This window comes from Amaricoccus sp., from assembly GCF_017993425.1.
GTDB lineage: Bacteria > Pseudomonadota > Alphaproteobacteria > Rhodobacterales > Rhodobacteraceae > Amaricoccus.
In genome coordinates, this window is sequence record NZ_JAGOMQ010000024.1 from 1 (window position 1) to 23,948 (window position 23,948).

Sequence of the window (23,948 nt, forward strand, 5' to 3'; positions counted from 1 at the left end):
GCTCCAGCCGTCGGCGCGGCGAAAGCCTTGCTTTCGCTTGTCGCGCCGCAGCATCGCGGGCAGAGCCCGCTTCGGTCGGGGGGAGCGACGCGGCCTCGGGCGGCGACCGGCTCCTGTCGTGCAGTGTGCCGAACGGTTGACGGGCTTGGGATTGTCTTTCGATTACAGTCCGTCGATCACAGTCGCGCGGGCGACCGTGGGGTCGGCGCAGCCTGGGCGCGTCCCGACCGCTGGGGCGGCCGCGCGCGCCTCAGACCCCCGGCGCCGCCCGCGGCGTTCGCCCGATCCGGCCGAGGTCGGCCTCGATCGACAACACCAGCCGATCGCGCGGCGAGGACATGTCGCACTCCGACGCCCCCGCCGCGAGCGCCCGCCAGATCTCCAGCTTCGCCCGCACGTCCTCGAGGTTCCGCGCCCGGACCCCGATCGCCTTCTCCGTCACCGCCGCCTCGAGCGCCATCAGCGTCTCGACCTCGGCCGCGGCCTCGCAGGCCTGCGACCAGCTCGGCTCCAGCTCCGTCGCCTTCTCGGCGAGGAGCGCGTCGATCATGCGCAGGTAGGCGCGCAGCAGCGTCAGGTCCTCGGGAAGGGCGGCCGCGCCCTGGCGCATCGCGCGCAGCAGCCTGTCGTCGATCTTGGTTATCGTCTCCATCCCTGCCTGCCCCGCTTTCAGGAGGGTCGGTTAACCGTTTGCATCGGTTTTGCGCAATCCCTTCCGCGGACTAACGCGATCACGTGACAGCGTCATGCGTCGAGCCGAATCAGGCCGAAGCCGAGGCCGCGCAGCGCCGCCGACAGGCGATCGACCACGCCGAGCTTCAGGTAGATGCGCCGCAGGTGGGCGTCGACCGTGTGGCTCGATATCCCGAGGATCTCGCCGATCGAGGCGTTCGACTTGCCGCGCGCCACCCAGGCCAGCACCTCCGCCTCGCGGTCCGACAGGCTCGGCGGCCGGCCGAGCTGCGGCACGATCAGGTCGCAGTAGCGCAGGTGCATCGCCTGCCCGGCCCAGCGCAGCGCGCCGATGTCCTCGGCCGGCAGGCGCCGCACGGGCAGCTCGGCCGCGAAGAGCCCGTTCCGCCCGTTCGGCCCGTAGACCGAGAAGGCGACCCCGTGCGTCACCCCGGCGGCGCGATAGCGCGCGAGATGGCTGCGCTCGCGCTCCGTCAGCTCGGGCTGCCGCTCCAACTCGTCGAGATAGACCGGCTGCACGCAGTTGAGCGCATTGGTCGCCAGCACCGCGACCCCCGCCTGCCGCGCCGCCAGGTATTGCGCGAGCAGCGCCTCGCCGAACCCGTCGTTCTCGACCCGCAGGCAGCCCGCGTCGGTCGCGCCGGGCGGCGGCAGGTGGTGGTAGCCGATCCGGCGCACCCCGCGGCTGCGCGCGAAGGCCACCGTCGCCGCCCAGACATCCTCGATGCGTTCGAGCCGCTCTATCTCGGTCTCGAACGTGATCGGGTCGGTCCGGACGATCCCGGTCAGCGCGGGCGACTCAGCCATGGATCGGATCATAACACCACTGCGAGCATTTCAACTGCCAAGCTCTCGAATTTGGCGAGAAGTGCGAATCCATTGTGCAAACGTGACGGGCCACGGCTTGAACCGGCCCCCCGGCGGCCGTAACTTGCAGGAAAGGAGAGGAGCCCCGTGCCAGCGACGCCAGCGCCAGCGACGACCGCGCCGCGCCTGATCGACCCGTTCGCCCGGGCGATCAGCTACCTGCGCGTCTCCGTCACCGACCGCTGCGACTTCCGCTGCGTCTACTGCATGTCCGAGCACATGGAGTTCCTGCCGAAGGCCGAGCTCCTGAGCCTCGAGGAGCTCGATCGCCTCTGCTCCGCCTTCGTCGGGCTCGGCGTCCAGAAGCTGCGCATCACCGGCGGCGAGCCGCTGGTGCGCAAGAACGTCATGGCCTTCTTCCGCGCCATGTCCCGCCACCTCGCCTCCGGGAAGCTCCGCGAGCTGACCCTGACGACGAACGGCAGCCAGCTCGCCCGCTTCGCGTCCGAGCTCGCCGATTGCGGGGTGCGCCGCGTCAACGTCTCGCTCGACACCCTCGACGAGGCGAAGTTCGCCCGCGTCACCCGCTGGGGCCGCCTGCCGCAGGTCCTCGCCGGCATCGACGCGGCCGAGCGGGCGGGGCTCGCGGTCAAGATCAACGTCGTCGCCCTCAAGGGCGTCAACGACGACGAGCTGCACGACATCGTCGCCTGGTGCGGCGCCCGCGGCTTCGACCTCACCTTCATCGAGGTCATGCCGATGGGCGACCTCGGCAAGGAGGACCGGCTCGACCAGTACTGGCCGCTGCGCGACCTCCGCGCCGAGCTGGCCGCGCGCTGGACGCTCCGCGACACCGCCGAGCGCACCGGCGGCCCGGCCCGCTACGTCCGCGTCGAGGAGACCGGCCAGCGCATCGGCTTCATCACGCCGCTCACCCACAATTTCTGCGAGAGCTGCAACCGCGTCCGCCTCACCTGCACCGGCCAGCTCTTCATGTGCCTCGGCCAGGAGGACGAGGCCGACCTCCGCGCGCCGCTGCGCGCCAACGCCGACGACGCCGCGCTGGAGGCCGCCATCCGCGCCGCCATCGCCCGCAAGCCCCGGGGCCACGACTTCGACTATTCCCGCCGCACCGTCTCCGGCCAGATGACCCGCCACATGAGCCACACCGGCGGGTAGTCAGTCTGCATCGCGCCCGCGGCCTCGATGAGGGCGCGGATTATCAGTCCCTTGCGGCTCGGGAGATTATCCATGCGGCGACATCGCCAGACCTGAGCATCGCAACTACCACCTGCGCGACAAACGCCCTCAAACGGCGTCCCGGTTGATCGACCCTTTGGCTGTGTTGGTCTTCGCCTAGCTCTCGTCGATAGAATCAGTCGGTCGAGGTTGAGCTGTTTTATGTGACAGGCCTCACATCGCCCCATAATTACACAGATTTTATTGCTTGGATCATTGCAATCGTCTTCGTAATTGCTTCCGATACTGGTGCGGCCGTCAACCCAAGCGCCTTGATTGCATCAAGAACTCCAGCAGCTGATACGTTCAGCCATTTTTTCTGCTTGACCGCGTCTGAGGCGGTTGAAGCGAACGCCTCAGTCGCAACTGAAAGCTGTCGCGCCAGCCCATCGTTCGGGGCCATCGCTGCGATCCTGCGCGCCTCCGTGCGAGCACGTTCAAGTCCTCGAAGAATCTCCGATCTATCTCGCTCGACGAGCTCTATCTGTCGAAGTGACATCTCTGAACCATCGCCCACCTCGATCTCAAATTCGGAACGGTGAGCAAGGCTCGCTGACAATAACAACCGGGCCTCTCCGCTTGTTTTTCCGATTTTTAACTTAGCCATTATTTGCTCCTTGGCGTGTGTTTAAGGGAGTTGAATCGATTATGATCTGACTTATTGTTGCGTGAATTCCCAAAGATATATTCATTATATTCTGTAAGCTTGCGCTCGTATCTTGCCAAATCATCTGGTGTCGGATCTAGTTCTAAGATGTTGATGCTCAACTCGGCGTTCCCAGCCACTCCATCAAACGTTACATTGGAAATGCCATCAATGAAGTAAATCACCTTCTGTATCGTATTCACCAATGGCGCGCCGGCTTTGGGAATATTAAAAGAAAAATCTGCCTTGATGAAATTATTCGAATTTAATACTATATCTGATTTACCACGATTAGATCCACTAAAACTTCCAGTGGTCAAGCTTATATTCCCAGATAAAATCCATATATTTGAATTTAAATCTCCACTAAACTCTTTAGTGACAAAATTTGCTCGGAATACTGGACCGGCATGCAGGAGTGCGTTGGGTGCATCGATTTTTTCGTACTTGAGGATGTAGGAGCCTCCCGTAACTGAGAGAACTAGAGGGTTTTCTCCGAGATCACTAGAATAGAATGTCGCTTGCTTATAATGTGGAGGATCTGGACGTATTGGATCTGATAAATGAGACATAAACGCCAATAAAATTATGATTGCAAAAATCATTATAGTGCTTAGGCAGCCGATCTCTTCATTTTCTTTTGGCCCAGAGATCTTGTGTTCGCCGCGCCCAGTCACTCTTTAAATCCAATACTTAAATTAGTACCTTGTAGAGCGTCAAGAGGTAACGCAGATTTTATATTTATACCATCCTACCCTAGACAATTCTAGTCGAGATTTCTCGACCAGCAGCGCAGACTAACGCGTCGCTGGTGTAGGCCAGATCGCGGCATGCAAAGCTCCGGCCCGCCTCGGGTCGCCATGGACTCATGTCTAGATTAACCAGCGGCGTGGCACAGTTCCGCGCGATAAATCACTAATCTATAGACTATATAAAGATTTATTAATTGGGCAAATTCATAGTAAGCGACATTTTTTGCGGATGCCTTTCGGGGTCGTGTGAAGGCCGGGATCCGGCCAGTCACAGCCCCGCCTCCCGCCTTGCACGCCCCGGCCCAGCCGCTAGATCTTGCCCCGCGACGAATCCGGGCGCGGCCGCCGGCCCCGCCCAGCCACAGGGAGGAACGACATGAAGCGCACCGGCTCCGCCGTCTGGACGGGCGGCCTCAAGGACGGCAAGGGCACGGTCTCGACCGAGTCCGGCGTGCTGGCGGACGTCCCCTACAGCTTCGCCAAGCGGTTCGGCGAGGAGAAGGGCACCAACCCTGAGGAGCTGCTCGGCGCCGCCCACGCCGCCTGCTTCTCCATGGCGCTCTCCGCCGTCCTCGGCGAGGCCGGCATGACCGCCGAGGAGCTCTCCACCTCCGCCGCCGTCACCGTCGTCCCCGCCGACGGCGGCTTCGAGATCACCAGGGTCGACCTCACGCTCCGCGCGAGGATCCCCGGCGCGAGCGACGAGGCCTTCCAGAAGGCCGCCGCCGGCGCCAAGGCCGGATGCCCGGTCTCCAAGCTCTTCAAGGCCGAGATCACCCTCGACGCCAAGCTCGTCTGAGCCCAGGCGATGGACGGCCGTCCGGTCGCCGACCTGACGCCGGAGGAGGCGCGCGCCGAGCTCGCGCGCCTCGCCGAGGCCCTCGCCGCCGCCGACCGCGCCTACCACCAGGCCGACGCCCCCACGATCTCCGACGCCGACTACGACGCGCTCAAGCGCCGCAACGCCGAGATCGAGCTCGCCTGGCCCGGGCTGAAGCGCCCCGACAGCCCCTCCGGGCAGGTCGGCGCCGCGCCGTCCGAGACCTTCGCCAAGGTCCGCCACGCTGTCCGGATGCTCAGCCTCGAGAACGCCTTCGCCGAGGCCGAGATCGCCGATTTCGTCGACCGCGTCCGCCGCTTCCTCGGGCTGCCCGACGACGCGCCCCTCGCCTTCACCGCCGAGCCGAAGATCGACGGCCTCTCCCTCTCGCTCCGCTACGAGAAGGGCCGCCTCAAGCAGGCCGCCACCCGCGGCGACGGCGAGACCGGCGAGAACGTCACCGCCAACGCCCGCGTCGTCCCCGACATCCCCGCCGACCTCGCCGCCGGCGCCCCCGACGTGCTGGAGGTCCGCGGCGAGGTCTACATGAGCCACCCCGACTTCGCCGCCCTCAACGCCCGCCAGCTCGCCGCCGGCGCCCGCACCTTCGCCAACCCCCGCAACGCCGCCGCCGGCTCCCTCCGCCAGCTCGACCCGGCCATCACCGCTAGCCGCCCGCTCCGCTTCTTCGCCTACGCCTGGGGCGAGACCTCCGCGCCGCTCGCCGACACCCAGTTCGGCGCGCTCGCCCGCCTTGCGGTGCTCGGCTTCCCCACCAACCCGCTCACCGCCCGCTGCGACGGGCTCGACGCCATGCTCGAAGCCTACCGCGCCATCGAGGCCCAGCGCGCCACGCTCGGCTACGACATCGACGGCGTCGTCTACAAGGTCGACCGCCTCGACCTGCAAGCCCGCCTCGGCTTCCGCTCGACCACGCCCCGCTGGGCGATCGCCCACAAGTTCTCCGCCCAGCGCGCCACCACCCGTCTCGAGGCGATCGACGTGCAGGTCGGCCGCACCGGCGCCCTGTCTCCGGTCGCCCGCCTCCTTCCGGTCACCGTCGGCGGCGTCGTCGTGCAGAACGCCACCCTCCACAACGAGGACTACATCTCGGGGCGCGACTCGCGCGGCGCGCCGATCCGCGACGGCCGCGACATCCGCGTCGGCGACTGGGTGCAGGTCTACCGCGCCGGCGACGTCATCCCCAAGATCGAGGACATCGACCTCAGCCACCCCCGCGGCCCGGAGCCCTACGTCTTCCCCAAGACCTGCCCGGTCTGCGGCTCCGACGTGGTCCGCGAGCCGGGCGAGGCCGCCTCCTACTGCACCGGCGCGCTGATCTGCCCGGCCCAGCAGGTCGAGAAGCTCAAGCACTTCGTCTCCCGCGGCGCCTTCGACATCGAGGGCCTCGGGTCGAAGGCCGTCGAGGCCCTCCACGCCGACGGCTGGATCTCCGAGCCGGCCGACATCTTCACCCTGGCCGCCCGCCACGGCCCCGGCTGCGCCACCCAGATGCGGAACCGCGACGGCTGGGGCGAGAAATCCGCAGAGAACCTGTTCGCCGCGATCGACGAGCGCCGCCACATCCCGCTCGACCGGCTGATCTTCGCCCTCGGCATCCGCCACGTCGGCGAGACCGCCGCCCGCCTCCTCGCCCGCCGCTACGGCTCCTGGTCGCGCTTCGCCGCGGCGATGGCGGCGGCGCACGAGCACGAGGGCCCGGCCTGGGAGGAGCTGAACGACATCGACGGCGTCGGCCCCGTGCTCGCCGCGAGCGTCGTCGACTTCTTCCACGAGCCCGCGAACCGCGCCGCCCTCGACCGCCTCGTCTCCCGGCTCGACATCGGCGACGTCGCCGCCCCCTCGACCGAGGGCTCGCCCCTCGTGGGCAAGACCGTGGTCTTCACCGGCACGCTGGAGCGCATGACCCGCGCCGAGGCCAAGGCCCGCGCCGAAGCCCTCGGCGCCAAGGTCGCCGGCTCCGTCTCCGCCCGCACCGACTACGTCGTCGCCGGCCCGGGCGCGGGGTCGAAGGAGAAGAAGGCGCGGGAGCTGGGGCTGGCGGTTCTGACGGAGGACGAGTGGCTGGAGTTGGTGGGGTGAGCAAGCCGCAAGCGCCACCGGTTTGAAGCTGACAGAAAAACGCGGTTGACGCATGCTTCACTGTGAAAATCTAGAGCGTTTTTAAGCTTGCAGCGGACCCACCAATTAAGCCTATCAACCGGTGCAAACTAGAGATCCAAAGTATAGAAGGTTGCTGTGGCCAGTGATTAGGCAATGATGAGTAGAAGGCGGCCGCCACGGGTTGCAGAATTAGCGCTCGTTCCGCACACAAAAATAAAGGGCGACGTATGGGGGCATGGTGTTGTGGGCCGCCGTTTTACCATCGCCCTTGCCTCCTTGCGCAGAAATGCTCCCTTTGGGCGTATAAGCTCCGTTGTCTGCCACTTGGCTGCCGCCGCCGGCCACCGGGTTTGTCATTTGACCGCCCCAACCGCCCCTGGGAACGCTATTCCCCTTGAAGGTGTGTGTGTGCCTCGGCATTTCTTCCGGGAGAAGGACGTGGGATTCTTCTCCGCCAACTTCGCGCCACGCTCGGGCGGATAACCCGGGACCCTCTCCTACGCCGACTACAAAGCGGCCCGCCCCCTGCTGGAAGGGGCTCCAGCCGGCCGGGCATCCACTCTCGCGATCAAAGGCGACGACTAGGCCGAACAGATCTTTGAAAGCAATCTGGCCAATAACTTGCTGAAAATTCTCGTTTCCTGCAAGTGAATCGGCAATGGAATTGGTTTGTGTAAAGGCTTTCTGAACCTCTTCGGCTGCAGCGATAGTTGTTCTGAGCTTTCCAAGTTCTTGCTCAGCTTCGAGCGCTCTCTGCCCCGCCTCATAGGCGCGGCTACTTAGTGAATTTGAGGCTTCCTCTGCGCGACCACTGAACTCGTGAAGGTTCAGCAGGGTCATTTGAGATTTATCTGCAAGATCAGTTATCTGTGTCTCCAAGCTGTCGATCCTTGCCGTTAGCTCATTGACTTTTGCCTCTGCCCGTCTTTCCGCTGCAGTTACAGTTGTTCTTTCTAGTAAAGTCCACAGCGCGGCACCAAAAACCCCCGTAGCAACAGCGACGGGCAGACCTATCCATCTACACATCTGCTTGATTTGATCAAAATTAAGAAGCTTTGAGCTATCCTTTAGAATCTGAATTTCCTTCTCAATTTGCTCTATTCGATAGCTTTCGACAGACGTCGCGGGGTCGATCATGTTACCGTCCTTGCGCGTAAAGTGAGTTTGCCGCGCTACAATATTTTTGCGAAGTCAAGTTGGCAAGATTACTTGGAAGAATAAGTTCTCCTATTCTCCAATCGGTTCGCTACCCGAACAACCCCGGGAGATCCGGCGTCCCGCCCGGGTGCACGCCCTCCAGCGCCAGTAGCCGCCGCTTCGTCTCCGCGCCCCCCGGCGCGGAGAAGCCGCCGAGCCGGCCCTCCGCCGCCAGCACCCGATGGCAGGGCACCACGATCGGCCACGGGTTGCGCCCCATCGCCGCCCCGACCTCCCGCGCCGCGCCCGGCGCGCCGACCGCCGCGGCCAGCGCGCCATAGGTGGTCGTCTCGCCCCGCGCCACGCGGCGCAGCGCCGCGTAGACCTGCCGCTCGAACGGCTCCACGCCGGCCTCGTCGAGGCTCAGCCCGTCGAAATCCGCCGGCGCGCCGGCGACATGCGCGACGATTCCCGCGATGGCCGCGGCGGCGTCCGGCGGCGGCGGGGCAGGGCGGGCGCCCATCCGCTCCAGCCGCCGCTCCGCGCCTCCGGGCAGCAGCACCCGCCGCAGCCCCGCGCCGGTCCACGCGACCGCGCAGCGCCCCAACGCCGTGTCGAACGCCTGCCCGCCGATCGCCACGCTGACATCCGCAATGGTCATGCCCGGAATCTACCGCCGTCCCGCCGCCCGGTCGACGGCCTTCTTGACGTGAATCCCATATCAGAGAAATAATCCCCGATATGGACGACCTCAGCGGCCCCGACGCGGCCCTCGACCGCCAGCTCGCCGAGCGCCTGCGCGCGCTCCGCACGGCGCGCGGCTGGTCCCTCGACGCGCTCGCCCGCCGCTCCGGCGTCAGCCGCGCCACGCTCTCGCGGCTGGAGAACGCCGACACCAGCCCCACCGCCGCCGTCCTCGGCCGCCTTGGCGCCGCCCACGGCCTGACCCTCTCCGCGCTGATGCGTCTCGTCGAGGACGGCTTCGCGCCCCTCGTCCGCCCTCCCGATCAGCCGGTGTTCCGCGACCCCGCCGCCGGCTTCACCCGCCGCGCCGTCTCGCCCCCCGCCCGCGACCTCGCCGGCGAGGCGCTCGACGTCACCCTCGCCCCCGGCGCCCGCATCGTCTACGACGCCCCGCCGCGCCCCGGGCTCGAGCACCACCTCTACCTCCTCGACGGCGCCCTCGACGTCACCATCGAAGGCCGCCGCCACAGCCTCGCCCCCGGCGACTGCCTCCGCTACCGCCTCCACGGCCCCTCCGCCTTCGCCAGCCCCGCGGGCGCCCGCTACGTCCTCTTCCTCGTCTGACGCCCCGATGACCGCCGCCCCCCACCTACGCCTGCGGCTTTCCGGACAACGGCGCCCGCCACGCCCCCTCTGTCCGAACGCCCCGGAGATCGCCGCCGACGGCCTCACCCCCCACGACTTCCCCCGCCGCGTCCCCTGCCGCGCCGCACGCGGCGGCGCCCCCTACCTCCGCTTCCTCGCCGGAACGCCCCGATGATCGCCTTCAGCCGCCTCGACCTTCACGACCTCCCCGCCGGGTCTCCGCCTCCTGCGTCCTCCTCCCCGCCTGAAAGCTCCCCGCAATGATCGCCATCCGCCGCCTGGACGCCGACGGCCTCGCCCGGCGCCTGCCCGAGTTCGCCGCCATCCTCCACGCCTGCGTCGCCCAGGGCGCCAGCGTCGGCTTCGTCCTGCCCTTCACCCCCGCCGACGCCGCCGCCTTCTGGCGCGAGGCCGTCCTCCCCCCGCTCGCCGCCAACCGCCGCGTCCTCCTCGCCGCGAGCCTCGACGGCCGCCTCGCCGGCACGGCCCAGCTCCTCCACGACACCCCCCCGAACCAGCCCCACCGCGCCGAGGTCGCCAAGCTCCTCGTCCACCCCGACGCCCGCCGCCGGGGCGTCGCCCGCGCGCTGATGGCCGCCCTCGAGGCCGAGGCCCACGCCCTCGGCCGCTCCCTCCTCACCCTCGACACCCGCACCGGCGACGCCGCCGAGCCGCTCTACGCGTCCCTCGGCTACCGCACCGCCGGCGTCCTCCCCGGCTGGTGCCGCGACGCCGCCACCGACCGCCTCGACGCCACCACCTTCATGTACAAGCCCCTCTGATCGCCCCCCCCTGGAATCCAGCCCCTGAAATACAAGGCAATAACAATAGGATAACCCTGCTATCACGCGTGTTACCCGTTCCGCGCCGCCGCCGCTTCCCTTCCGCCGGGCTTTCCCCTACCTCTGCCGCCCATGACCAGACCCGACCCGATCCACGTCATAGGCGGCGGCCTAGCCGGCTCCGAGGCCGCCTTCCAGGCCGCCGAGATGGGCGTCCCCGTCATCCTCCACGAGATGCGGCCGCACCAGCCCACCTTCGCCCACAAGACCGACGCGCTCGCCGAGCTCGTCTGCTCCAACTCCTTCCGCTCCGACGACGACGAGCAGAACGCCGTCGGCCTCCTCCACTGGGAGATGCGCGCCGCCGGCGGCCTCGTCATCGCCACGGCCGATGCCTGCCGCCTCCCCGCCGGCAGCGCGCTGGCCATCGACCGCGAGCCCTTCGCCGCCGCCATCACCGCCCGCCTCGAAGCTCACCCCCTCGTCACCATCGAGCGCGGCGAGGTCACGGGCCTCCCCCCCGAGGACTGGACCAGCGTCATCGTCGCCACCGGCCCGCTGACCTCGCCCGCCCTCGCCGCCGCCATCCGCGACCTGACCGACGCCGACGCCCTCGCCTTCTTCGACGCCATCGCCCCCATCGTCCACTTCGAGACGATCGACCTCTCCCGCGCCTGGTTCCAGTCGCGCTACGACAAGGGCGACACCGAGGCCGAGCGCCGCGCCTACCTCAACTGCCCGATGACCCGCCCGCAGTACGAGGCCTTCATCGACGCCCTCCTCGCCGCCGAGAAGACCGAGTTCAAGGACTGGGAGCGCGACACCCCCTATTTCGAGGGCTGCCTCCCCATCGAGGTCATGGCCGAGCGCGGCCGCGACACCCTCCGCTTCGGCCCGCTGAAGCCCGTCGGCCTCACCAACCCCCACGCCCCCGAGAGGCCCTACGCGGTGGTCCAGCTCCGCCGCGACAACGCGCTCGGCACCCTTTACAACCTCGTCGGCTTCCAGACCAAGATGAAGCACGCCGCGCAGGTCGAGGTCTTCCGCACCATCCCCGGCCTCGAATCCGCATCCTTCGCCCGCCTGGGCGGCATCCACCGCAACACCTTCCTGAACTCCCCCCGCCTCCTCGACGGCTCGATGCGCCTCGGCGCCGCCCCCCGCCTCCGCTTCGCCGGCCAGATCACCGGCGTCGAGGGCTACGTCGAGAGCGCCGCCATGGGCCTCCTCGCCGGCCGCCTCGCCGCCGCCGAACGCCTCGGGCTCGCGCTGACGCCCCCGCCCCCGACGACGGCGATGGGCGCCCTCGTCAACCACATCACCGGCGGCGCCGAGGCGTCGGTGTTCCAGCCGATGAACGTCAACTTCGGGCTGTTTCCGCCGCTGGAGGACGCCCGGGGAGGACGGCGGGGGCGGCGGGAGCGGTACAAGGGCTATACGGACCAGGCGAAGGCGGACTTTGCGGGGTGGTTAGGGACGGGGCTACGTCACGGCGTAACTCCCCTTGAAGAATCTAAAGTATTCTGAGAATGCAGGTCCGAAGCACCATTTGGACGAACATCACCCTCATGTCTCGCGCCGCAGGTAAAAATAATGTCCATCATTGATGAGGTAAGCTTGGCTCGTCAAGATATTAGAACTGACGATTACTCTATGTCTATTGGCGAATGGATATCTCTTTACGAGAGTAAGGAGCTTGATATCCACCCAGAATTTCAGAGATTTTTTAGGTGGACAGAGCAGCAAAAAAGCAATCTGATTGAGTCGATTCTTCTTGGAATACCTCTTCCACCAATATTTGTTAGTCAGAGAAGAGATGGGGTTTGGGACGTAATTGACGGACTCCAGCGCCTTTCAACGCTGTTCCAATTTGTTGGAATCCTGACAGATGAACAAGAGCGTCCGGTTGAGCCGCTTTCACTGAAGAAAACGACGTACCTGCCGTCGCTTGAAGGAAAAAAATGGGAATCTGACGTCGCCGAAGTGACTATTCCAGACGAGCTAAAAAGGTCAATTAAGCGATCAAAAATAAACGTGAGTATCATTCTCAAAGAGAGTAATGAAAATACGAAGTATGATTTATTTCAGCGCTTGAACACTGGCGGCTCTCAGCTGAGCCCTCAAGAGGTACGAAACTGTATCTTGGTTATGGTGGATCCTGATTTCTATCGTTGGGTGCATGATCTTTCTAGGAAACAAGCGTTTCAAGAGAGTATTGCACTCAGCGATAAGCCTCTTGCCGAGGCATATGACCTAGAGCAAGTTCTTCGCTTTCTAATTTTATCTGAAGCCACTGAAGAAGAGTTGGCAGCGGTTGGCGATCTTGGAGTATATTTGAATACAAAGATGGTTGACATGGCCAAGGATCCTGCCTTTGACCGAGACGGTTGGGCGCGGAGGTTTGGCTCTACATTTGATTTGTTGAATGATAAGATAGGTGATAACGCTTTTAAGAGATACAGTGTGGGAAAGGGACGCCACGAGGGTGGCTTTCTTGTGTCTCAATTTGAAGCAGTTGCCTGTGGTGTAGCGTGGAATTTGGAGCGCGCGAGCTTGCGCGAAGACATAGCAGATGCAGTCGCCGGCATCTGGAGCGACAGGGAATTCACTGACTGGACCGGCTCAGGCGTTACTGCCGCGAGGAGATTGCGGCGCATCGTTCCTTTTGCGCGCCGTCATTTTGCCGCATGAAGATTCGGACGGTTGACCAATTTCTCGACCGAGTAAGCGCCGACCGAGTTTGGCGGATCAGAGAGATAGCATCTCTGCGTTCGCAATGCTACTCGCACGGCCTTTCGCAACATGTGGCAATGGCTCTTCGGCGCTCCTTCGTACCAATTGCGTACGCGCACTGGGAAGGATTTGTGAAGAAAGCCGCGAACTACTACCTAGAGTTCGTTGCTATGCAGGGGCTTAGATTAAAAGATCTAAACTCATCTTTTATGTCTATATATCTGTGGAGAGAATGCTCAACATCTCTATCGCGCGGCAAGCATAACTCCTTAGTAGATGTTTGCAATGCTCTAATGGATCGGGAGTTGCACCAAGTGCGGCTTCATTATAAAAATGTAATTTCGACGAATTCCAACTTAGACTCGAGGACTCTTTCGGATATTTGCTTGACTCTGGGCGTATCGTTTCGTGTATTTGAAACTAAGACGATGTTTATCGACGCAAAGCTGGTTGGGCAAAGAAATAACATTGCCCATGGGGAGAATCAGGAAATTACGAAGGAGTCTTTAGAGGAGATCAAAGACGAGGTTGTTCTGCTAATAGATCTCTTTAGAAATGAGATTGAGAACGCGGCTGTTTCAGGATCTTTTTTGCGCGTATTACCTGTATAAATTATTTTAACTGCGCGAATGTCCAATAGAATTTTTCACTGATTTAGATATTACGCTTTCTTTGAGTAGCTGTTACCCCTCTCAATCCTCCTTCTTCTTCGGCGCCGCCTTCCCCCAGATCTCGTTCCCGCGCCGGTCCCTGTCGCCCTGGCCCAGCACCTCCTTCGAGATCAGCGCGAACATGTAGGTCCGCAGCACCGCGTTGATGCGGCGGTGATAGCCCTCGCCGAGGTCGTGGAACCACTTCGCCACGTCCGCATCGAGCGCCACCGTCACCTTCTTGCGGCGCGGGCGGGTCGGGGCCACCCGCTCCAGCTTGTCCCAGTCCGCCGGGATCAGCGCCTGGCGCAGGCGGCTGTCCGCCACGTCGACCTTAAGGTCGTCGAGCGCCATCATCATCTTCAGATAGGCCTGCTCCTGGGCGATCGTGCGCAGCCGGTCCTCCAAGGGACGCCTCCTGTCAGCAATGTCTCGGGAAGCCGCCACCTTGCCCCGGATCCGTCAACAATCGCCTAAAAACCGGCAAGCCGGATTCCAGCCCGATTCCAGCCGCCTTCCAGCCGACCCAACCGATTGACGGCGAAGGCCGATTTCCCCCCGCTTGCGGCGAGCGCCCGTCGCGCCTACCTGAGGCCCATGAACTACGTCCTCGCGCTCCTGCTGCCGCCTCTCTCGATCCTGATCGCGGGTCGCCCCTTCGTGGCGATCGCCACGTTTCTCCTGTGGATTCCGGCGGTTATCTTCTCCGGCGGCCTGACGCATCCGATGTTCGTGCTGCTCGCGTGGATCCTGATATACCAGTCCGCCGAGGACCGCCGCTCCTCCCGCCGGCCCTGACGTCGCGGCCCCGCCCTGCGCACCCGCTTCGCCCCGTCCCCCACCGGCCGCCTCCACCTCGGCCACGCCTTCTCCGCCCTCGTCGCCGCCGGCACGGGAGCGGAATTTATCCTGCGCATAGAAGATCTTGACGCCACCCGCTGCCGCCCCGCCTACGAGGCCGGCATCCTAGACGACCTCGCCTGGCTAGGCCTCACCTGGCCCCATCCCCCCCTCCGCCAATCCACCCGCGCCCCCGCCTACGCCGCCGCCCTCGCCCGCCTCCGCGCCCTCCGCCTCCTCTACGCCTGCCGCTGCACCCGCCGCGACATCGCGCTCTCCGCCCCGCAGGAGGGCGCGGAAGGTCCAGTATATCCAGGCACTTGCCGGGGCCTCTTCCTCCCCGAGGACGGCGCCGCCCTCCGCCTCGACCTCCGCGCCGCCCTCGCCCTGGCCGGCCCCCTCGCCTGGCAGGAGATCGGCCCCTGGCACGCCGGCCTCCGCCCGATCGACCCGGAGCAGCTTGCCGCCGAGCTCGGCGACCCGGTGCTCGCACGAAAAGATCTGGGGACTTCCTACCACTTGGCGGTCGTCGTTGACGACGCGGCGCAAGGGATAACCCACGTCGTCCGCGGCGAGGACCTCCGCCCCGTCACCCCCCTCCACCGCCTCCTCCAGGCCCTCCTCGACCTCCCGGCGCCCCTCTGGCTCCACCACCGCCTGATCCGCGACGAGACCGGCCGCCGCCTCGCCAAGCGCGACGACGCCCGCGCCCTCGCCACGCTGCGGGCGGAGGGCGTAACCCCGGCGGAGGTGCGGGCGATGGTCGGGCTATAGCTCCGGCTCGGCGACGACGACCTCGACGCCGTCGCGCAAGGCCGTGAAAAAACAGGAGCGGCGGTTGGTGTGGCACGCCGGGCCGGTCTGCTCGACGATCAGCAGGAGCGCGTCGCGATCGCAATCGACGCGCAGCTCGACCAGCCGCTGGACATGCCCCGAGGTCTCGCCCTTGCGCCAGAGCGCGCCGCGGGAGCGCGACCAGTAGCTCACGCGCCCGGTCCGCAGCGTCTCGCGCAGGCTCGCGGCGTTCATCCAGGCGAGCATCAGCACCTCGCCGTCGGTCGACTGGGCGACGGCCGGCACGAGGCCGGCGGCGTTCCAGGCGAGCGTGGCCGGGTCGAAGGGCGCGGGGTCGGCGGCCATGGGGTCCCTTTGCGGCGGGCGGGTTCGGGGCTATCTATGTGGCGGGAAACGCCTTGTACAGGAAGGCCGGATGAGCGGTGAGACCGATCTGATCAAGCTCTACTCCCAGCGCATCCTGGCGCTGGCGGCCGACATCCCGCATGCGGCGCGGCTGGAGAGCCCGCAGGTGAGCGCGAAGCGGCGCTCGCCGCTCTGCGGCTCGACGGTGACGGTGGACCTGACGCTGGAGGACGGGCGGATCGCGGCGTTCGGGCAGGACGTCAAGGCCTGCGCGCTCGGGCAGGCGGCGGCGTCGGTGGTCGGGGCCAACGCGATCGGGCGGACGCGCGACGAGATCGCCACGGCGCGGGACCAGCTCGCGGCGATGCTGAAGGCCCGGGGGCCGGTCCCCGACGCGCCGTTCGACGGGCTCGAGGTGCTGCTGCCGGCGCGGGACTACAAGAACCGGCACGCCTCGATCCTGCTGGCGCTGGAGGCGACGCTCGCGGCCTTCGACGAGGCCCTGGAGGCGACGCGGGCGCAGGCCTGACCTTAGTCGGCCAGCGGCTCGGGGTGGCCGATGGCGAGGGTCTCGCGGCAGGCATGGCGGGCGCATTCGAGCTCGAGCGTCGCGTGGACGATGCCGTAGCGGTCGCGGAGCATCGCCTTGGCGGTCGCCTTGATCGCGTCGGCCTCCTCCCACCGGCCGGCCTCGACCACCACGTGGGCCTCGAGCGCGGCGGCGTGCTCCTGCATCTGCCAGAGGTGGAGGTGGTGGGCCTCGCGGACGCCCTCGACGTCGGCGAGCGCGAGCGCCACCCCGGCGGCGTCGAGCTCGGGCGGGCTGCCGAGCATCAGGATGCGGATCACCCCGCCGATCTCGGCGAAGGCCATCCAGAGGATGTAGCCGGCGATGGCTAGCGTCACGATCGGGTCGGCGAGGCGCCAGTCCCAGAGCAGGATCAGCGTGCCGGCGAGGATGACCGCGACGGAGCCGAGGGCGTCGGCGAGGTTGTGGAGGAAGGCGGCGCGGATGTTGACGCTGGTCTTCGCCATCGTCCAGGTCAGCAGCGCGGTCGCGAGGTCGACGACGAGGGCGACGGCGGCGATGACGACGACGAGCCAGCCGTCGACGCCCTGCGGGTCGAGGAGCCGGCCGAACGCCTCGACGGCGAGGTAGAGGCCGATCACGATCAGCGTGGTGTAGTTGATGAGCGCCGCCACCACCTCGGCGCGGCCGTAGCCGAAGGTCATCGCTGGGTCGGCCGGGCGGCGGGCGATTTTGCGCGCCGCGAAGGCGATGACGAGCGAGATCGCGTCGGAGAAGTTGTGGAGCGCGTCGGCGATCAGCGCGAGGCTGCCGGCGAGGACGCCGCCGACGACCTGCGCCACGGTCAGGCCGAGGTTGATCGCCACGGCGACGGCGACGCGGCGGTCGCCGGCGGCGGGGTCGACGTGGTGGTGGTGGCCGTGGTGATGACCGTGGCTCAATCCGGGCGCTCCCGTCGTTGCGAGGGCGGACCTTAGCCGCACGGGCCGGCGGCGGAAAGCGGCCCCGCTGGCAAATGCGATGGGCTTCGGATATCGGGATCCGATGCTCTCGTACCAACACGCCTATCATGCGGGAGGGCCGGCCGACGTGCACAAGCACGCGGCCCTGGCGGCGATGCTGGCCTGGCTGACCCGCAAGGAGCGCGGGATCAGCTACGCGGAGACCCATGCCGGGCGGGGGCTCTACGACCTCGACGCGCCGGAGGCCGTGAAGACCGGCGAGGCGAGGGCGGGGATAGAGCGGGCGGAGGTCGATCCGGCTAGCCCCTACGGGCAGGCGCTGGCGATGACGCGGGCGGAGTTCGGGGCGCGGGTCTATCCGGGCTCGCCGGTGCTCGCCTGGGCGCTGCTGCGGCCGCAGGACCGGATGACGCTGATGGAGCTGCACCCGGCGGAATACGCGGCGCTGCGCGAGGCGATGGCGGGGTCGGGGGCGGCGATCCATCACCGCGACGGCTTCGAGCGGCTGCTGGCGATGGCCCCGCTGTCGCCGCGGCGGGGGCTGGTGCTGGTCGATCCCTCCTACGAGGTGAAGACGGAATACGCCGCGGCGGCGGCCTTCGTGCGGCGGATGGCGGCGAGATGGCCGGAGGCGGCGGTCGTCGTGTGGTATCCGGTGCTGCCGGCGGGGCGGCATGCGGAGCTGCTGGCGGGGCTCGCGCCGGTGCGGCCGCTGATCGACGAGGTCGCCTTCCGCCATCCGCCGGAGCGGGGGATGACCGGGTCCGGCCTCGCGGTGGCGAACGCCTGGCCGGGGCTGCGCGAGGCGCTGGAGGCGGGCAGGGCGGCGAGCGCGGGCATCTTTGCGTGAGGGGAGGGAACGGCATGGCGCGGCGGGAGGCGGAGGTCGATCCGCGGGGGCTGATCCGCGAGGCCTACCGGATGGAGATCGGCGCGGCGGAGTGCCGCTCGATCCTGCTCGACTGGGCGCTCGGGCTGCCGAGCGCCGGGCCGGCGGAGATCGCGCTGCTGCTCGATCTCTACGGGGGCGAGAACCCCGATCATCCGATGACGGAGGTGCTGCGCGAGGGGCTCACCCCGCCGGGCGCGCCGCGGCGGCGGGGCGGACGGACGGGGCGCTGAGGCGGTCCGGGGAAGTGTCCCACAATGGGCAGGGGTATGTCATTGAATTAAAATAGAATACGAAAGTTGGTAATTTTATTGCGCGACGGCGCGCGGTATAGTCGCCCTCAGGCGCGGGTGATCCAGCCGCCGCCGAGGACGCGGTCGCCGTCATAGAAGACGCAGGCCTGGCCGGGGGCGACGCCCTCCTCGGGGGCGTAGAGCTCGACCGTGGCGCGGCCATCCGCACCGGGGAGGAGGCGGGCGGGCTTCGGGGCGCGGGTCGAGCGGACGCGGGCCTCGATCTCCCAGCCCTCGGGCGGCGCGGCCTCGAAGGGATCGTCGCCGAGCCAGTTGACCTCGGCGACCGGGAAGGCGCGGCGGGCGAGCGCCGCGCGCGGGCCGACGACGACGCGCCGGGCCTCGGGATCGAGGCGGACGACGTAGAGCGGCTCGCCGCTCGCCACGCCGAGGCCGCGCCGCTGGCCGACGGTGAAGCGGATCACGCCATCGTGTCGGCCGAGGACGCGGCCGTCGAGATGGACGACCTCGCCGGGCTCGGCCGCGCCGGGCCGGAGGCGCTCGACGACGTCGGCGTAGGAGCCGGTCGGGACGAAACAGATATCCTGGCTGTCGGGCTTGGCCGCGACCGGCAGGCCGAACCGCTCGGCTTCCGAGCGGACCTGCGCCTTCGAGTGAAAATTTCCTAAAGGGAACCGCAAATAATCCAGCTGCTGGCGCGTTGTGGTGAACAGGAAGTAACTTTGGTCGCGGGTAGGGTCCGCGGCGCGGCGCAGGGTGGCGCCTCGAGGGGTGGGTGTGCGTTGAACGTAATGTCCGGTCGCCAGGCAGTCGGCGTCCAGGTCGAGCGCGGTCTCCAGGAGATCGCGGAACTTGATGCGCTCGTTGCAGCGGATGCAGGGAACGGGGGTCGCGCCGGCGAGATAGGCGTCGGCGAACTCCTCCACCACGGCCGCGCGGAAGCGGCTCTCGTAGTCGAGAACGTAGTGCGGGATGCCGATCGTCTCGGCCACCGCCCGCGCGTCGTGAATATCGCGCCCGGCGCAGCAGGCGCCGCGGCGGGCGGTCGCGGCCCCGTGGTCGTACAGCTGAAGCGTGACGCCGATCACCTCGAAGCCCTCATGCGCGAGGCGCGCGGCCACGACCGAGCTGTCGACGCCGCCGGACATCGCGACGACGACGCGGGTGTCGGCCGGCGCCCTGGCGAAGCCGAGGCTGTTGACGGGCGTGTCCATGCGGGCGGTCCTTCGATCGAGGCGGGTTATAGTAAAACTGCTGGTAATGACAAGTCCGGGTTTCACCGGCGTTTAATGAGTGCCCCGGTAAGTAATCGGACGGGTGTAACGAGTGTTAGGGAACGAGGCATGTATATCCGGAGAGAGAAGGGCCCGGTCTTCGTCACGCTGTCGGACGGCACGAAGCTGACGCGGTCCGACCTGCCGCCGATCAATACGAAGCGGTGGGTGGCGCGGCGCAAGGCGACGGTCGTCGCCGCGGTGGACAACGGCCTGATCGGGGCGCGCGAGGCCTGCGAGATGTACCGGCTCTCCGACGAGGAGCTGGAGATCTGGCGCGCGGCGGTGCGCCGCCACGGCGCCGCCGCCTTGCGGGTCACCGCCATTCAGAAGTATAGACAACTTTAAGGAGAGCGGCTAGGGTCCGACTCCCGTAATCTGTCATTAACCCTGCGGCGGTTAAGGATAGCCAGTGTCAGAGCGAGCCGCTGCAAGGACGGAGCTGTAGAATGCGCATCCTGCTGGTCGAGGACGACCCGACGACATCGAAGAGCATCGAAATGATGCTGCAGAACGCGAACCTCAACGTGTACGCGACCGATCTGGGCGAAGAGGGCGTCGACCTGGCGAAGCTCTACGACTACGATCTGATCCTTCTCGACCTGAACCTGCCGGACATGACGGGGCACGAGGTGCTGCGCCAGCTCCGGATCGCCAAGGTCGAGACGCCGATCCTGATCCTGTCGGGGACGGACGACACCGAGTCGAAGCTCAAGGGCTTCGGCTTCGGCGCCGACGACTACATGACGAAGCCGTTCCACCGGCAGGAGTTGATCGCGCGCATCCATGCGATCGTGCGCCGCTCCAAGGGGCACGCCCAGTCGATCATCACCACCGGCAAGTTCTCGGTCAACCTCGACGCCAAGACGGTCGAGGTCGACGGGCGCTCTGTGCATCTGACCGGCAAGGAGTACCAGATGCTGGAGCTCCTGTCGCTGCGCAAGGGCACCACGCTGACCAAGGAGATGTTCCTCAACCATCTCTACGGCGGCATGGACGAGCCGGAGCTGAAGATCATCGACGTCTTCATCTGCAAGCTGCGCAAGAAGCTCAGCGAGGCGACGGGCGGCGAGAACTACATCGAGACGGTCTGGGGCCGCGGCTACGTGCTGCGTGACCCGCAGAGCGCCGAGGCCAAGCGCAAGCTCGCCGTCGGGGCCTGAGCCCCGCTCCTTCCTTGCCGTGGTAGCCCGCCCGGGCCGATTTCGCCGGGCCATGCGAAACCGGACATGCCGGCCCGAGGGCCCGGCGGTCCGGTTTTCGCGTTTTCAACGGCATCCCGAGCCTTGATCGCTGCGGCGCTTTCCCTGAAGGTTTCCCTGCCAAAAGAAAATGTCAGGGAGGCACTCATGCGCATTCTGGCGACGGCTGCGGCCGTCTCGATCATCGCCGGCGCGGCCTGGGCGCAGGATTATCCGAGCGAGCCGGTCACGGTGGTCGTGCCCTTCTCGGCCGGCGGGCCGACCGACACGGTGACCCGGCTGGTCGCCGAGCCGATGTCGAAGTCGCTCGCCCAGCAGATCGTGGTGCAAAACGTCGGCGGGGCAGGGGGCACGCTCGGCGCGACGCAGGTCGCCAAGGCCAAGCCGGACGGCTACACGCTGCTCCTGCACCATATCGGCATGTCGACGGCCCCGTCGCTCTACGAGAACCTCGCCTTCGACCCGGTGAAGGACTTCGCGCCGATCGGCATGGTGACCTCGGTGCCGATGACGATCGTCGCGCGCAAGGACTTCGAGCCCGACACGTTGCAGGAGCTGATCGACTACGTGAAGGCGAACGCCGACACGGTGACCTATGCGAACGCGGGCATCGGCGCGGCCAGCCATCTCTGCGGGATGCTGCTGATGTCGGCGATCGACGCCGAGGTGGTGACGGTGCCCTACCAGGGCACGGGGCCGGCGATGACGGACCTGATCGGCGGGCAGGTCGACTTCATGTGCGACCAGACGACGAACACCACCGGCCAGATCAAGGCGGGCGAGGTGAAGGTCTATGCGGTGACCTCGCCGGAGCGGCTGGCCAGCCTGCCCGACGTGCCGACCGCCGGCGAGGCGGGGCTGTCGGGGTTCGAGCTCGGCATCTGGCACGGGCTCTACGCCCCCGCCGGCACGCCGCAGGAGGCCCTCGACAAGCTCGAGACCGCGCTGCAGGCGGCGGTGGCCGACCCGGCGGTGGCCGAGCGCTTCGGCGAGCTCGGGACCGCGCCCGCGACGGCCGAGGAGGCCACGCCCGAGGCGCTCGCGGCCAAGCTCACCGAGCAGATCGCGCTCTGGAAGCCGCTGATCGAGGCCGCCGGCGCCAAGGCGAACTGATGCGATGGAGCGCGCCGGGATCAAGGACATCCTGTCGGGGCTGATCTTCGTCGCCTTCGGCCTGGCCTTCGGCTACGCGGCCTCGACCTACGAGCTCGGCAGCGCGTTCCGCATGGGCCCGGGGTATTTCCCGCTGGTCCTCGCGGCGGCGCTGACGGCGCTCGGGGCGGCGGTCGTCGTCAAGGGCTGGACCGCCGCGGCGGCGGACAGCCCGATCGGCGTGACGCCGTGGAAGGGCATGGTCCTCGTCCTCGGCGCGCTCGTCTTCTTCGGCGCGACGATCCGCGGGCTCGGGCTGGTTCCGGCGATCTTCGGGGCGGGGCTGCTCAGCGCGCTGGCGAGCCGGCACAACGGGCTGGCGGCGGCGCTCGCCATCGCCGCCTGCCTGACGGCGGCCTGCGTGGCGATCTTCCACTTCGGGCTCGGGGTCTCGGTGCCGCTCGTGGGGTCGTGGGTGCGCTGATGGAACTCCTCGCCAACCTCGGGCTCGGGATCGAGACGGCGCTGTCGCCGGTCAACGTGCTCTACTGTTTCGTCGGCGTGCTGCTCGGCACGCTCGTCGGCGTGCTGCCGGGGATCGGGCCGACGGCGACGATCGCCATGCTGCTGCCGATCACCTTCTCCTTCGCGCCGGTGACCGCACTGATCATGCTCGCCGGGATCTACTACGGCGCGCAGTACGGCGGCTCGACGACGGCGATCCTGATCAACCTCCCCGGCGAGAGCTCCTCGGCGGTGACGGCGATCGACGGCTACCAGATGGCGCGCAAGGGCCAGGCGGGGCCGGCGCTCGCCACGGCGGCGCTGGGGTCGTTCTTCGCCGGCACGGTCGCGACCTTCATCCTCGCGCTCGCCGCGCCGCCGCTGGCGCGGGCGGCGCTGAACTTCGGGGCGCCGGAGTATTTCTCGCTGATCGTGCTCGGCCTCATCGCCTCGATCGCGCTGGCGCATGGCTCGATCCTGAAGGCGCTCGCCATGATCGTGCTCGGGCTGCTGCTCGGCATGGTCGGGCAGGACATCTACACCGGGACGCCGCGCTTCACCTTCGGGTTCTTCGAGCTCTACTCGGGGCTGAATTTCGTCTCGGTGGCGGTCGGCATCTTCGGCGTCGCCGAGATCCTGCGCAACCTCGAGGACGAGCAGACCCGCGAGGTGATGGTGAAGCGGGTCTCGAACCTGTGGCTGACGCGGCAGCAGTTCCGCCGCATCGCCGCGCCGGTGGTGCGGGGGACGGCGCTCGGGTCGGTCCTCGGCGTGCTGCCGGGGGGCGGGCATGTGCTGTCGTCCTTCGCCTCGTACTCGATGGAGAAGAAGCTCTCCCGGAACCCGCAGGAGTTCGGCAAGGGCGCGATCGAGGGCGTCGCCGGGCCGGAGAGCGCCAACAACGCCGCGGCGCAGACGAGCTTCATCCCGATGCTGACGCTCGGCATCCCGGCGCATCCGGTGATGGCGCTGATGATCGGCGCCTTCATCATCCAGGGGATCACGCCGGGGCCGAACGTCATCAAGGACGAGCCGGCGCTGTTCTGGGGCATCATCGTGTCGATGTGGGTCGGCAACCTGATGCTGGTGCTGCTGAACCTGCCGCTGATCGGGCTCTGGGTGAAGCTCCTGACCGTGCCCTATCGGGTGCTGTTCCCGGCGATCATCGTCTTCGCCTCGCTCGGCTGCTACGCGATCGCCGGCAACAACTTCGACGTCTATGCGATCGCGGTCTTCGGGGTGATCGGCTACGCGCTGGTCAAGCTCGGCTGCGAGCCGGCGCCGCTGCTCCTCGGCTTCGTGCTCGGGCCGCTCCTCGAGGAGCACCTGCGGCGGGCGATGATCATCAGCCGCGGCGATCCGATGATCTTCGTCGAGCGGCCGATCTCGGCGACGCTGCTGGGGCTCGCGGTCGTCGCCATCGTGATCTCGGTGCTCCCCTCGGTCAGGAAGAAGCGCGACGAGGTCTTCGTCGAGGAGGATTGATCCCGAATCGCCCGGGCCGGACCGTTCGTCCGCCGGGAACGGGAACGCGGCTCGGCCCCGGCGAC

The 23,948-nt window shown here is 66.9% G+C and carries 28 protein-coding genes; 18 read left to right on the plus strand and 10 right to left on the minus strand.

Annotated features, from left to right (window positions below; all coding sequences use genetic code 11):
• Positions 1 to 250: 250 nt before the first annotated feature.
• Both KBB57_RS12520 and KBB57_RS12525 read right to left on the minus strand, forming a co-directional pair.
• Positions 251 to 652 carry a hypothetical protein gene (locus KBB57_RS12520; RefSeq protein WP_290750595.1) on the minus strand — a complete coding sequence of 134 codons (402 nt, stop codon included), beginning with the start codon at positions 650 to 652 and terminating at the stop codon, positions 251 to 253.
• Positions 653 to 744: 92 nt separating this feature from the next.
• Positions 745 to 1,500, minus strand: a complete 756-nt coding sequence (locus tag KBB57_RS12525; RefSeq protein WP_290750598.1) for a LuxR family transcriptional regulator — start codon at positions 1,498 to 1,500, stop codon at positions 745 to 747.
• A 147-nt stretch (positions 1,501 to 1,647) separates the two neighbouring features.
• On the opposite strand from KBB57_RS12525, the gene moaA reads away from it, so the two are divergent.
• Positions 1,648 to 2,679, plus strand: coding sequence for a GTP 3',8-cyclase MoaA (gene moaA, locus KBB57_RS12530; RefSeq protein WP_290750601.1), 1,032 nt, complete (start codon positions 1,648 to 1,650; stop codon positions 2,677 to 2,679).
• A gap of 250 nt (positions 2,680 to 2,929) precedes the next feature.
• Here the strand turns inward: moaA and KBB57_RS12535 are convergent, their stop codons facing one another.
• Together KBB57_RS12535 and KBB57_RS12540 are read right to left on the minus strand one after the other, a co-directional pair.
• Entirely contained in the window at positions 2,930 to 3,346 is a 417-nt protein-coding gene (locus tag KBB57_RS12535; RefSeq protein ID WP_290750604.1) for a hypothetical protein, read from the minus strand.
• Positions 3,346 to 4,062, minus strand: a complete 717-nt coding sequence (locus KBB57_RS12540) for a hypothetical protein (protein WP_290750607.1) — start codon at positions 4,060 to 4,062, stop codon at positions 3,346 to 3,348. Before KBB57_RS12540 ends, KBB57_RS12535 begins: the two co-directional genes overlap by 1 nt.
• 451 nt (positions 4,063 to 4,513) lie before the next feature.
• On the opposite strand from KBB57_RS12540, the gene KBB57_RS12545 reads away from it, so the two are divergent.
• Together KBB57_RS12545 and ligA are read left to right on the plus strand one after the other, a co-directional pair.
• Positions 4,514 to 4,936: an OsmC family protein gene (locus KBB57_RS12545; RefSeq protein WP_290750610.1), complete on the plus strand. Its 423-nt coding sequence runs from the start codon at positions 4,514 to 4,516 to the stop codon at positions 4,934 to 4,936.
• A gap of 9 nt (positions 4,937 to 4,945) precedes the next feature.
• A complete protein-coding gene (gene ligA / locus KBB57_RS12550; protein ID WP_290750613.1) occupies positions 4,946 to 7,060 on the plus strand; it encodes an NAD-dependent DNA ligase LigA in 2,115 nt (704 codons plus the stop codon).
• Positions 7,061 to 7,270: 210 nt separating this feature from the next.
• On the opposite strand, the gene KBB57_RS12555 is transcribed toward ligA, so the two are convergent.
• Together KBB57_RS12555 and KBB57_RS12560 are read right to left on the minus strand one after the other, a co-directional pair.
• Positions 7,271 to 8,218: a hypothetical protein gene (locus KBB57_RS12555; protein WP_290750616.1), complete on the minus strand. Its 948-nt coding sequence runs from the start codon at positions 8,216 to 8,218 to the stop codon at positions 7,271 to 7,273.
• A gap of 109 nt (positions 8,219 to 8,327) precedes the next feature.
• Positions 8,328 to 8,879 carry a methylated-DNA--[protein]-cysteine S-methyltransferase gene (locus KBB57_RS12560; RefSeq protein WP_290750619.1) on the minus strand — a complete coding sequence of 184 codons (552 nt, stop codon included), beginning with the start codon at positions 8,877 to 8,879 and terminating at the stop codon, positions 8,328 to 8,330.
• Between the two features lie 80 nt (positions 8,880 to 8,959).
• On the opposite strand from KBB57_RS12560, the gene KBB57_RS12565 reads away from it, so the two are divergent.
• The 5 genes from KBB57_RS12565 (at position 8,960) to KBB57_RS20130 (ending at position 13,673) form a co-directional block, all read left to right on the plus strand.
• Complete coding sequence (locus KBB57_RS12565; RefSeq protein ID WP_290750623.1) at positions 8,960 to 9,526, plus strand: helix-turn-helix domain-containing protein; 567 nt, start codon at positions 8,960 to 8,962, stop codon at positions 9,524 to 9,526.
• Positions 9,527 to 9,807: 281 nt separating this feature from the next.
• Positions 9,808 to 10,329, plus strand: coding sequence for a GNAT family N-acetyltransferase (locus KBB57_RS12570; RefSeq protein WP_290750626.1), 522 nt, complete (start codon positions 9,808 to 9,810; stop codon positions 10,327 to 10,329).
• A gap of 132 nt (positions 10,330 to 10,461) precedes the next feature.
• A complete protein-coding gene (gene trmFO / locus KBB57_RS12575; protein ID WP_290750629.1) occupies positions 10,462 to 11,856 on the plus strand; it encodes a methylenetetrahydrofolate--tRNA-(uracil(54)-C(5))-methyltransferase (FADH(2)-oxidizing) TrmFO in 1,395 nt (464 codons plus the stop codon).
• Positions 11,857 to 11,922: 66 nt separating this feature from the next.
• Positions 11,923 to 13,020, plus strand: coding sequence for a DUF262 domain-containing protein (locus KBB57_RS12580; RefSeq protein ID WP_290750632.1), 1,098 nt, complete (start codon positions 11,923 to 11,925; stop codon positions 13,018 to 13,020).
• On the plus strand, positions 13,017 to 13,673 hold the full coding sequence (locus KBB57_RS20130) for an MAE_28990/MAE_18760 family HEPN-like nuclease (protein ID WP_367272692.1): 657 nt from the start codon (positions 13,017 to 13,019) through the stop codon (positions 13,671 to 13,673). The genes KBB57_RS12580 and KBB57_RS20130 overlap by 4 nt, the downstream gene beginning before the upstream one ends.
• An 81-nt stretch (positions 13,674 to 13,754) precedes the next feature.
• On the opposite strand, the gene KBB57_RS12585 is transcribed toward KBB57_RS20130, so the two are convergent.
• Entirely contained in the window at positions 13,755 to 14,120 is a 366-nt protein-coding gene (locus KBB57_RS12585) for a BrnA antitoxin family protein (RefSeq protein ID WP_290750635.1), read from the minus strand.
• Positions 14,121 to 14,309: 189 nt separating this feature from the next.
• On the opposite strand from KBB57_RS12585, the gene KBB57_RS12590 reads away from it, so the two are divergent.
• Both KBB57_RS12590 and gluQRS read left to right on the plus strand, forming a co-directional pair.
• The gene (locus KBB57_RS12590; RefSeq protein ID WP_290750637.1) at positions 14,310 to 14,510 is read left to right on the plus strand and encodes a hypothetical protein; all 201 of its coding nucleotides are present in this window, start codon (positions 14,310 to 14,312) and stop codon (positions 14,508 to 14,510) included.
• A 15-nt stretch (positions 14,511 to 14,525) separates the two neighbouring features.
• Positions 14,526 to 15,326 (plus strand): tRNA glutamyl-Q(34) synthetase GluQRS, encoded by an 801-nt coding sequence (gene gluQRS, locus KBB57_RS12595; RefSeq protein WP_290750741.1) that lies wholly within the window; start codon positions 14,526 to 14,528, stop codon positions 15,324 to 15,326.
• On the opposite strand, the gene hisI is transcribed toward gluQRS, so the two are convergent.
• Positions 15,321 to 15,692, minus strand: coding sequence for a phosphoribosyl-AMP cyclohydrolase (hisI, locus tag KBB57_RS12600; protein ID WP_290750640.1), 372 nt, complete (start codon positions 15,690 to 15,692; stop codon positions 15,321 to 15,323). The two genes, gluQRS and hisI, sit on opposite strands and share 6 nt — an antisense overlap.
• A gap of 70 nt (positions 15,693 to 15,762) precedes the next feature.
• Here hisI and KBB57_RS12605 point away from each other — a divergent pair, with 70 nt between their 5' ends.
• On the plus strand, positions 15,763 to 16,221 hold the full coding sequence (locus KBB57_RS12605; protein WP_290750642.1) for an iron-sulfur cluster assembly scaffold protein: 459 nt from the start codon (positions 15,763 to 15,765) through the stop codon (positions 16,219 to 16,221).
• A 2-nt stretch (positions 16,222 to 16,223) separates the two neighbouring features.
• Here KBB57_RS12605 and KBB57_RS12610 read toward each other — a convergent pair whose 3' ends face one another.
• A complete protein-coding gene (locus tag KBB57_RS12610) occupies positions 16,224 to 17,162 on the minus strand; it encodes a cation diffusion facilitator family transporter (RefSeq protein ID WP_290750644.1) in 939 nt (312 codons plus the stop codon).
• Between the two features lie 148 nt (positions 17,163 to 17,310).
• Between KBB57_RS12610 and rlmJ the strand changes: the two genes are divergently transcribed.
• Positions 17,311 to 18,033, plus strand: a complete 723-nt coding sequence (rlmJ, locus tag KBB57_RS12615; protein ID WP_367272693.1) for a 23S rRNA (adenine(2030)-N(6))-methyltransferase RlmJ — start codon at positions 17,311 to 17,313, stop codon at positions 18,031 to 18,033.
• 14 nt (positions 18,034 to 18,047) lie between these two features.
• The gene (locus tag KBB57_RS12620; protein ID WP_290750648.1) at positions 18,048 to 18,305 is read left to right on the plus strand and encodes a hypothetical protein; all 258 of its coding nucleotides are present in this window, start codon (positions 18,048 to 18,050) and stop codon (positions 18,303 to 18,305) included.
• A 107-nt stretch (positions 18,306 to 18,412) separates the two neighbouring features.
• Here KBB57_RS12620 and mnmA read toward each other — a convergent pair whose 3' ends face one another.
• On the minus strand, positions 18,413 to 19,540 hold the full coding sequence (mnmA, locus tag KBB57_RS12625) for a tRNA 2-thiouridine(34) synthase MnmA (protein WP_290750650.1): 1,128 nt from the start codon (positions 19,538 to 19,540) through the stop codon (positions 18,413 to 18,415).
• Positions 19,541 to 19,669: 129 nt separating this feature from the next.
• On the opposite strand from mnmA, the gene KBB57_RS12630 reads away from it, so the two are divergent.
• The 5 genes from KBB57_RS12630 to KBB57_RS12650 all read left to right on the plus strand — a co-directional run bounded on the left by KBB57_RS12630 (position 19,670) and on the right by KBB57_RS12650 (position 23,883).
• A complete protein-coding gene (locus KBB57_RS12630; protein WP_290750651.1) occupies positions 19,670 to 19,948 on the plus strand; it encodes a DUF1153 domain-containing protein in 279 nt (92 codons plus the stop codon).
• 101 nt (positions 19,949 to 20,049) lie between these two features.
• A complete protein-coding gene (gene ctrA / locus KBB57_RS12635; protein WP_290750652.1) occupies positions 20,050 to 20,763 on the plus strand; it encodes a response regulator transcription factor CtrA in 714 nt (237 codons plus the stop codon).
• 186 nt (positions 20,764 to 20,949) lie between these two features.
• Positions 20,950 to 21,915: a tripartite tricarboxylate transporter substrate-binding protein gene (locus KBB57_RS12640; protein ID WP_290750654.1), complete on the plus strand. Its 966-nt coding sequence runs from the start codon at positions 20,950 to 20,952 to the stop codon at positions 21,913 to 21,915.
• 4 nt (positions 21,916 to 21,919) lie between these two features.
• A complete protein-coding gene (locus KBB57_RS12645; RefSeq protein WP_290750656.1) occupies positions 21,920 to 22,378 on the plus strand; it encodes a tripartite tricarboxylate transporter TctB family protein in 459 nt (152 codons plus the stop codon).
• Positions 22,378 to 23,883, plus strand: coding sequence for a tripartite tricarboxylate transporter permease (locus KBB57_RS12650; protein WP_290750657.1), 1,506 nt, complete (start codon positions 22,378 to 22,380; stop codon positions 23,881 to 23,883). Before KBB57_RS12645 ends, KBB57_RS12650 begins: the two co-directional genes overlap by 1 nt.
• The last annotated feature ends 65 nt before the right edge of the window (positions 23,884 to 23,948 follow it).

Bases quoted from the DNA above. Each gene is read 5' to 3' on its own strand.
- KBB57_RS12545 (WP_290750610.1), top strand. From the start codon at position 4,514: ATGAAGCGCACCGGCTCCGCCGTCTGGACGGGCGGCCTCAAGGACGGC.
- KBB57_RS12535 (WP_290750604.1), bottom strand. From the start codon at position 3,346: ATGGCTAAGTTAAAAATCGGAAAAACAAGCGGAGAGGCCCGGTTGTTA.
- ctrA (WP_290750652.1), top strand. From the start codon at position 20,050: ATGCGCATCCTGCTGGTCGAGGACGACCCGACGACATCGAAGAGCATC.
- KBB57_RS12650 (WP_290750657.1), top strand. From the start codon at position 22,378: ATGGAACTCCTCGCCAACCTCGGGCTCGGGATCGAGACGGCGCTGTCG.
- KBB57_RS12580 (WP_290750632.1), top strand. From the start codon at position 11,923: ATGTCCATCATTGATGAGGTAAGCTTGGCTCGTCAAGATATTAGAACT.
- KBB57_RS12620 (WP_290750648.1), top strand. From the start codon at position 18,048: ATGGCGCGGCGGGAGGCGGAGGTCGATCCGCGGGGGCTGATCCGCGAG.
- ligA (WP_290750613.1), top strand. From the start codon at position 4,946: ATGGACGGCCGTCCGGTCGCCGACCTGACGCCGGAGGAGGCGCGCGCC.
- KBB57_RS12525 (WP_290750598.1), bottom strand. From the start codon at position 1,500: ATGGCTGAGTCGCCCGCGCTGACCGGGATCGTCCGGACCGACCCGATC.
- KBB57_RS12555 (WP_290750616.1), bottom strand. From the start codon at position 8,218: ATGATCGACCCCGCGACGTCTGTCGAAAGCTATCGAATAGAGCAAATT.
- KBB57_RS12570 (WP_290750626.1), top strand. From the start codon at position 9,808: ATGATCGCCATCCGCCGCCTGGACGCCGACGGCCTCGCCCGGCGCCTG.
- KBB57_RS12645 (WP_290750656.1), top strand. From the start codon at position 21,920: ATGGAGCGCGCCGGGATCAAGGACATCCTGTCGGGGCTGATCTTCGTC.
- KBB57_RS12565 (WP_290750623.1), top strand. From the start codon at position 8,960: ATGGACGACCTCAGCGGCCCCGACGCGGCCCTCGACCGCCAGCTCGCC.
- KBB57_RS12560 (WP_290750619.1), bottom strand. From the start codon at position 8,879: ATGACCATTGCGGATGTCAGCGTGGCGATCGGCGGGCAGGCGTTCGAC.
- KBB57_RS12640 (WP_290750654.1), top strand. From the start codon at position 20,950: ATGCGCATTCTGGCGACGGCTGCGGCCGTCTCGATCATCGCCGGCGCG.
- hisI (WP_290750640.1), bottom strand. From the start codon at position 15,692: ATGGCCGCCGACCCCGCGCCCTTCGACCCGGCCACGCTCGCCTGGAAC.
- KBB57_RS20130 (WP_367272692.1), top strand. From the start codon at position 13,017: ATGAAGATTCGGACGGTTGACCAATTTCTCGACCGAGTAAGCGCCGAC.
- KBB57_RS12590 (WP_290750637.1), top strand. From the start codon at position 14,310: ATGAACTACGTCCTCGCGCTCCTGCTGCCGCCTCTCTCGATCCTGATC.
- KBB57_RS12520 (WP_290750595.1), bottom strand. From the start codon at position 652: ATGGAGACGATAACCAAGATCGACGACAGGCTGCTGCGCGCGATGCGC.
- mnmA (WP_290750650.1), bottom strand. From the start codon at position 19,540: ATGGACACGCCCGTCAACAGCCTCGGCTTCGCCAGGGCGCCGGCCGAC.
- KBB57_RS12605 (WP_290750642.1), top strand. From the start codon at position 15,763: ATGAGCGGTGAGACCGATCTGATCAAGCTCTACTCCCAGCGCATCCTG.
- KBB57_RS12630 (WP_290750651.1), top strand. From the start codon at position 19,670: ATGTATATCCGGAGAGAGAAGGGCCCGGTCTTCGTCACGCTGTCGGAC.
- trmFO (WP_290750629.1), top strand. From the start codon at position 10,462: ATGACCAGACCCGACCCGATCCACGTCATAGGCGGCGGCCTAGCCGGC.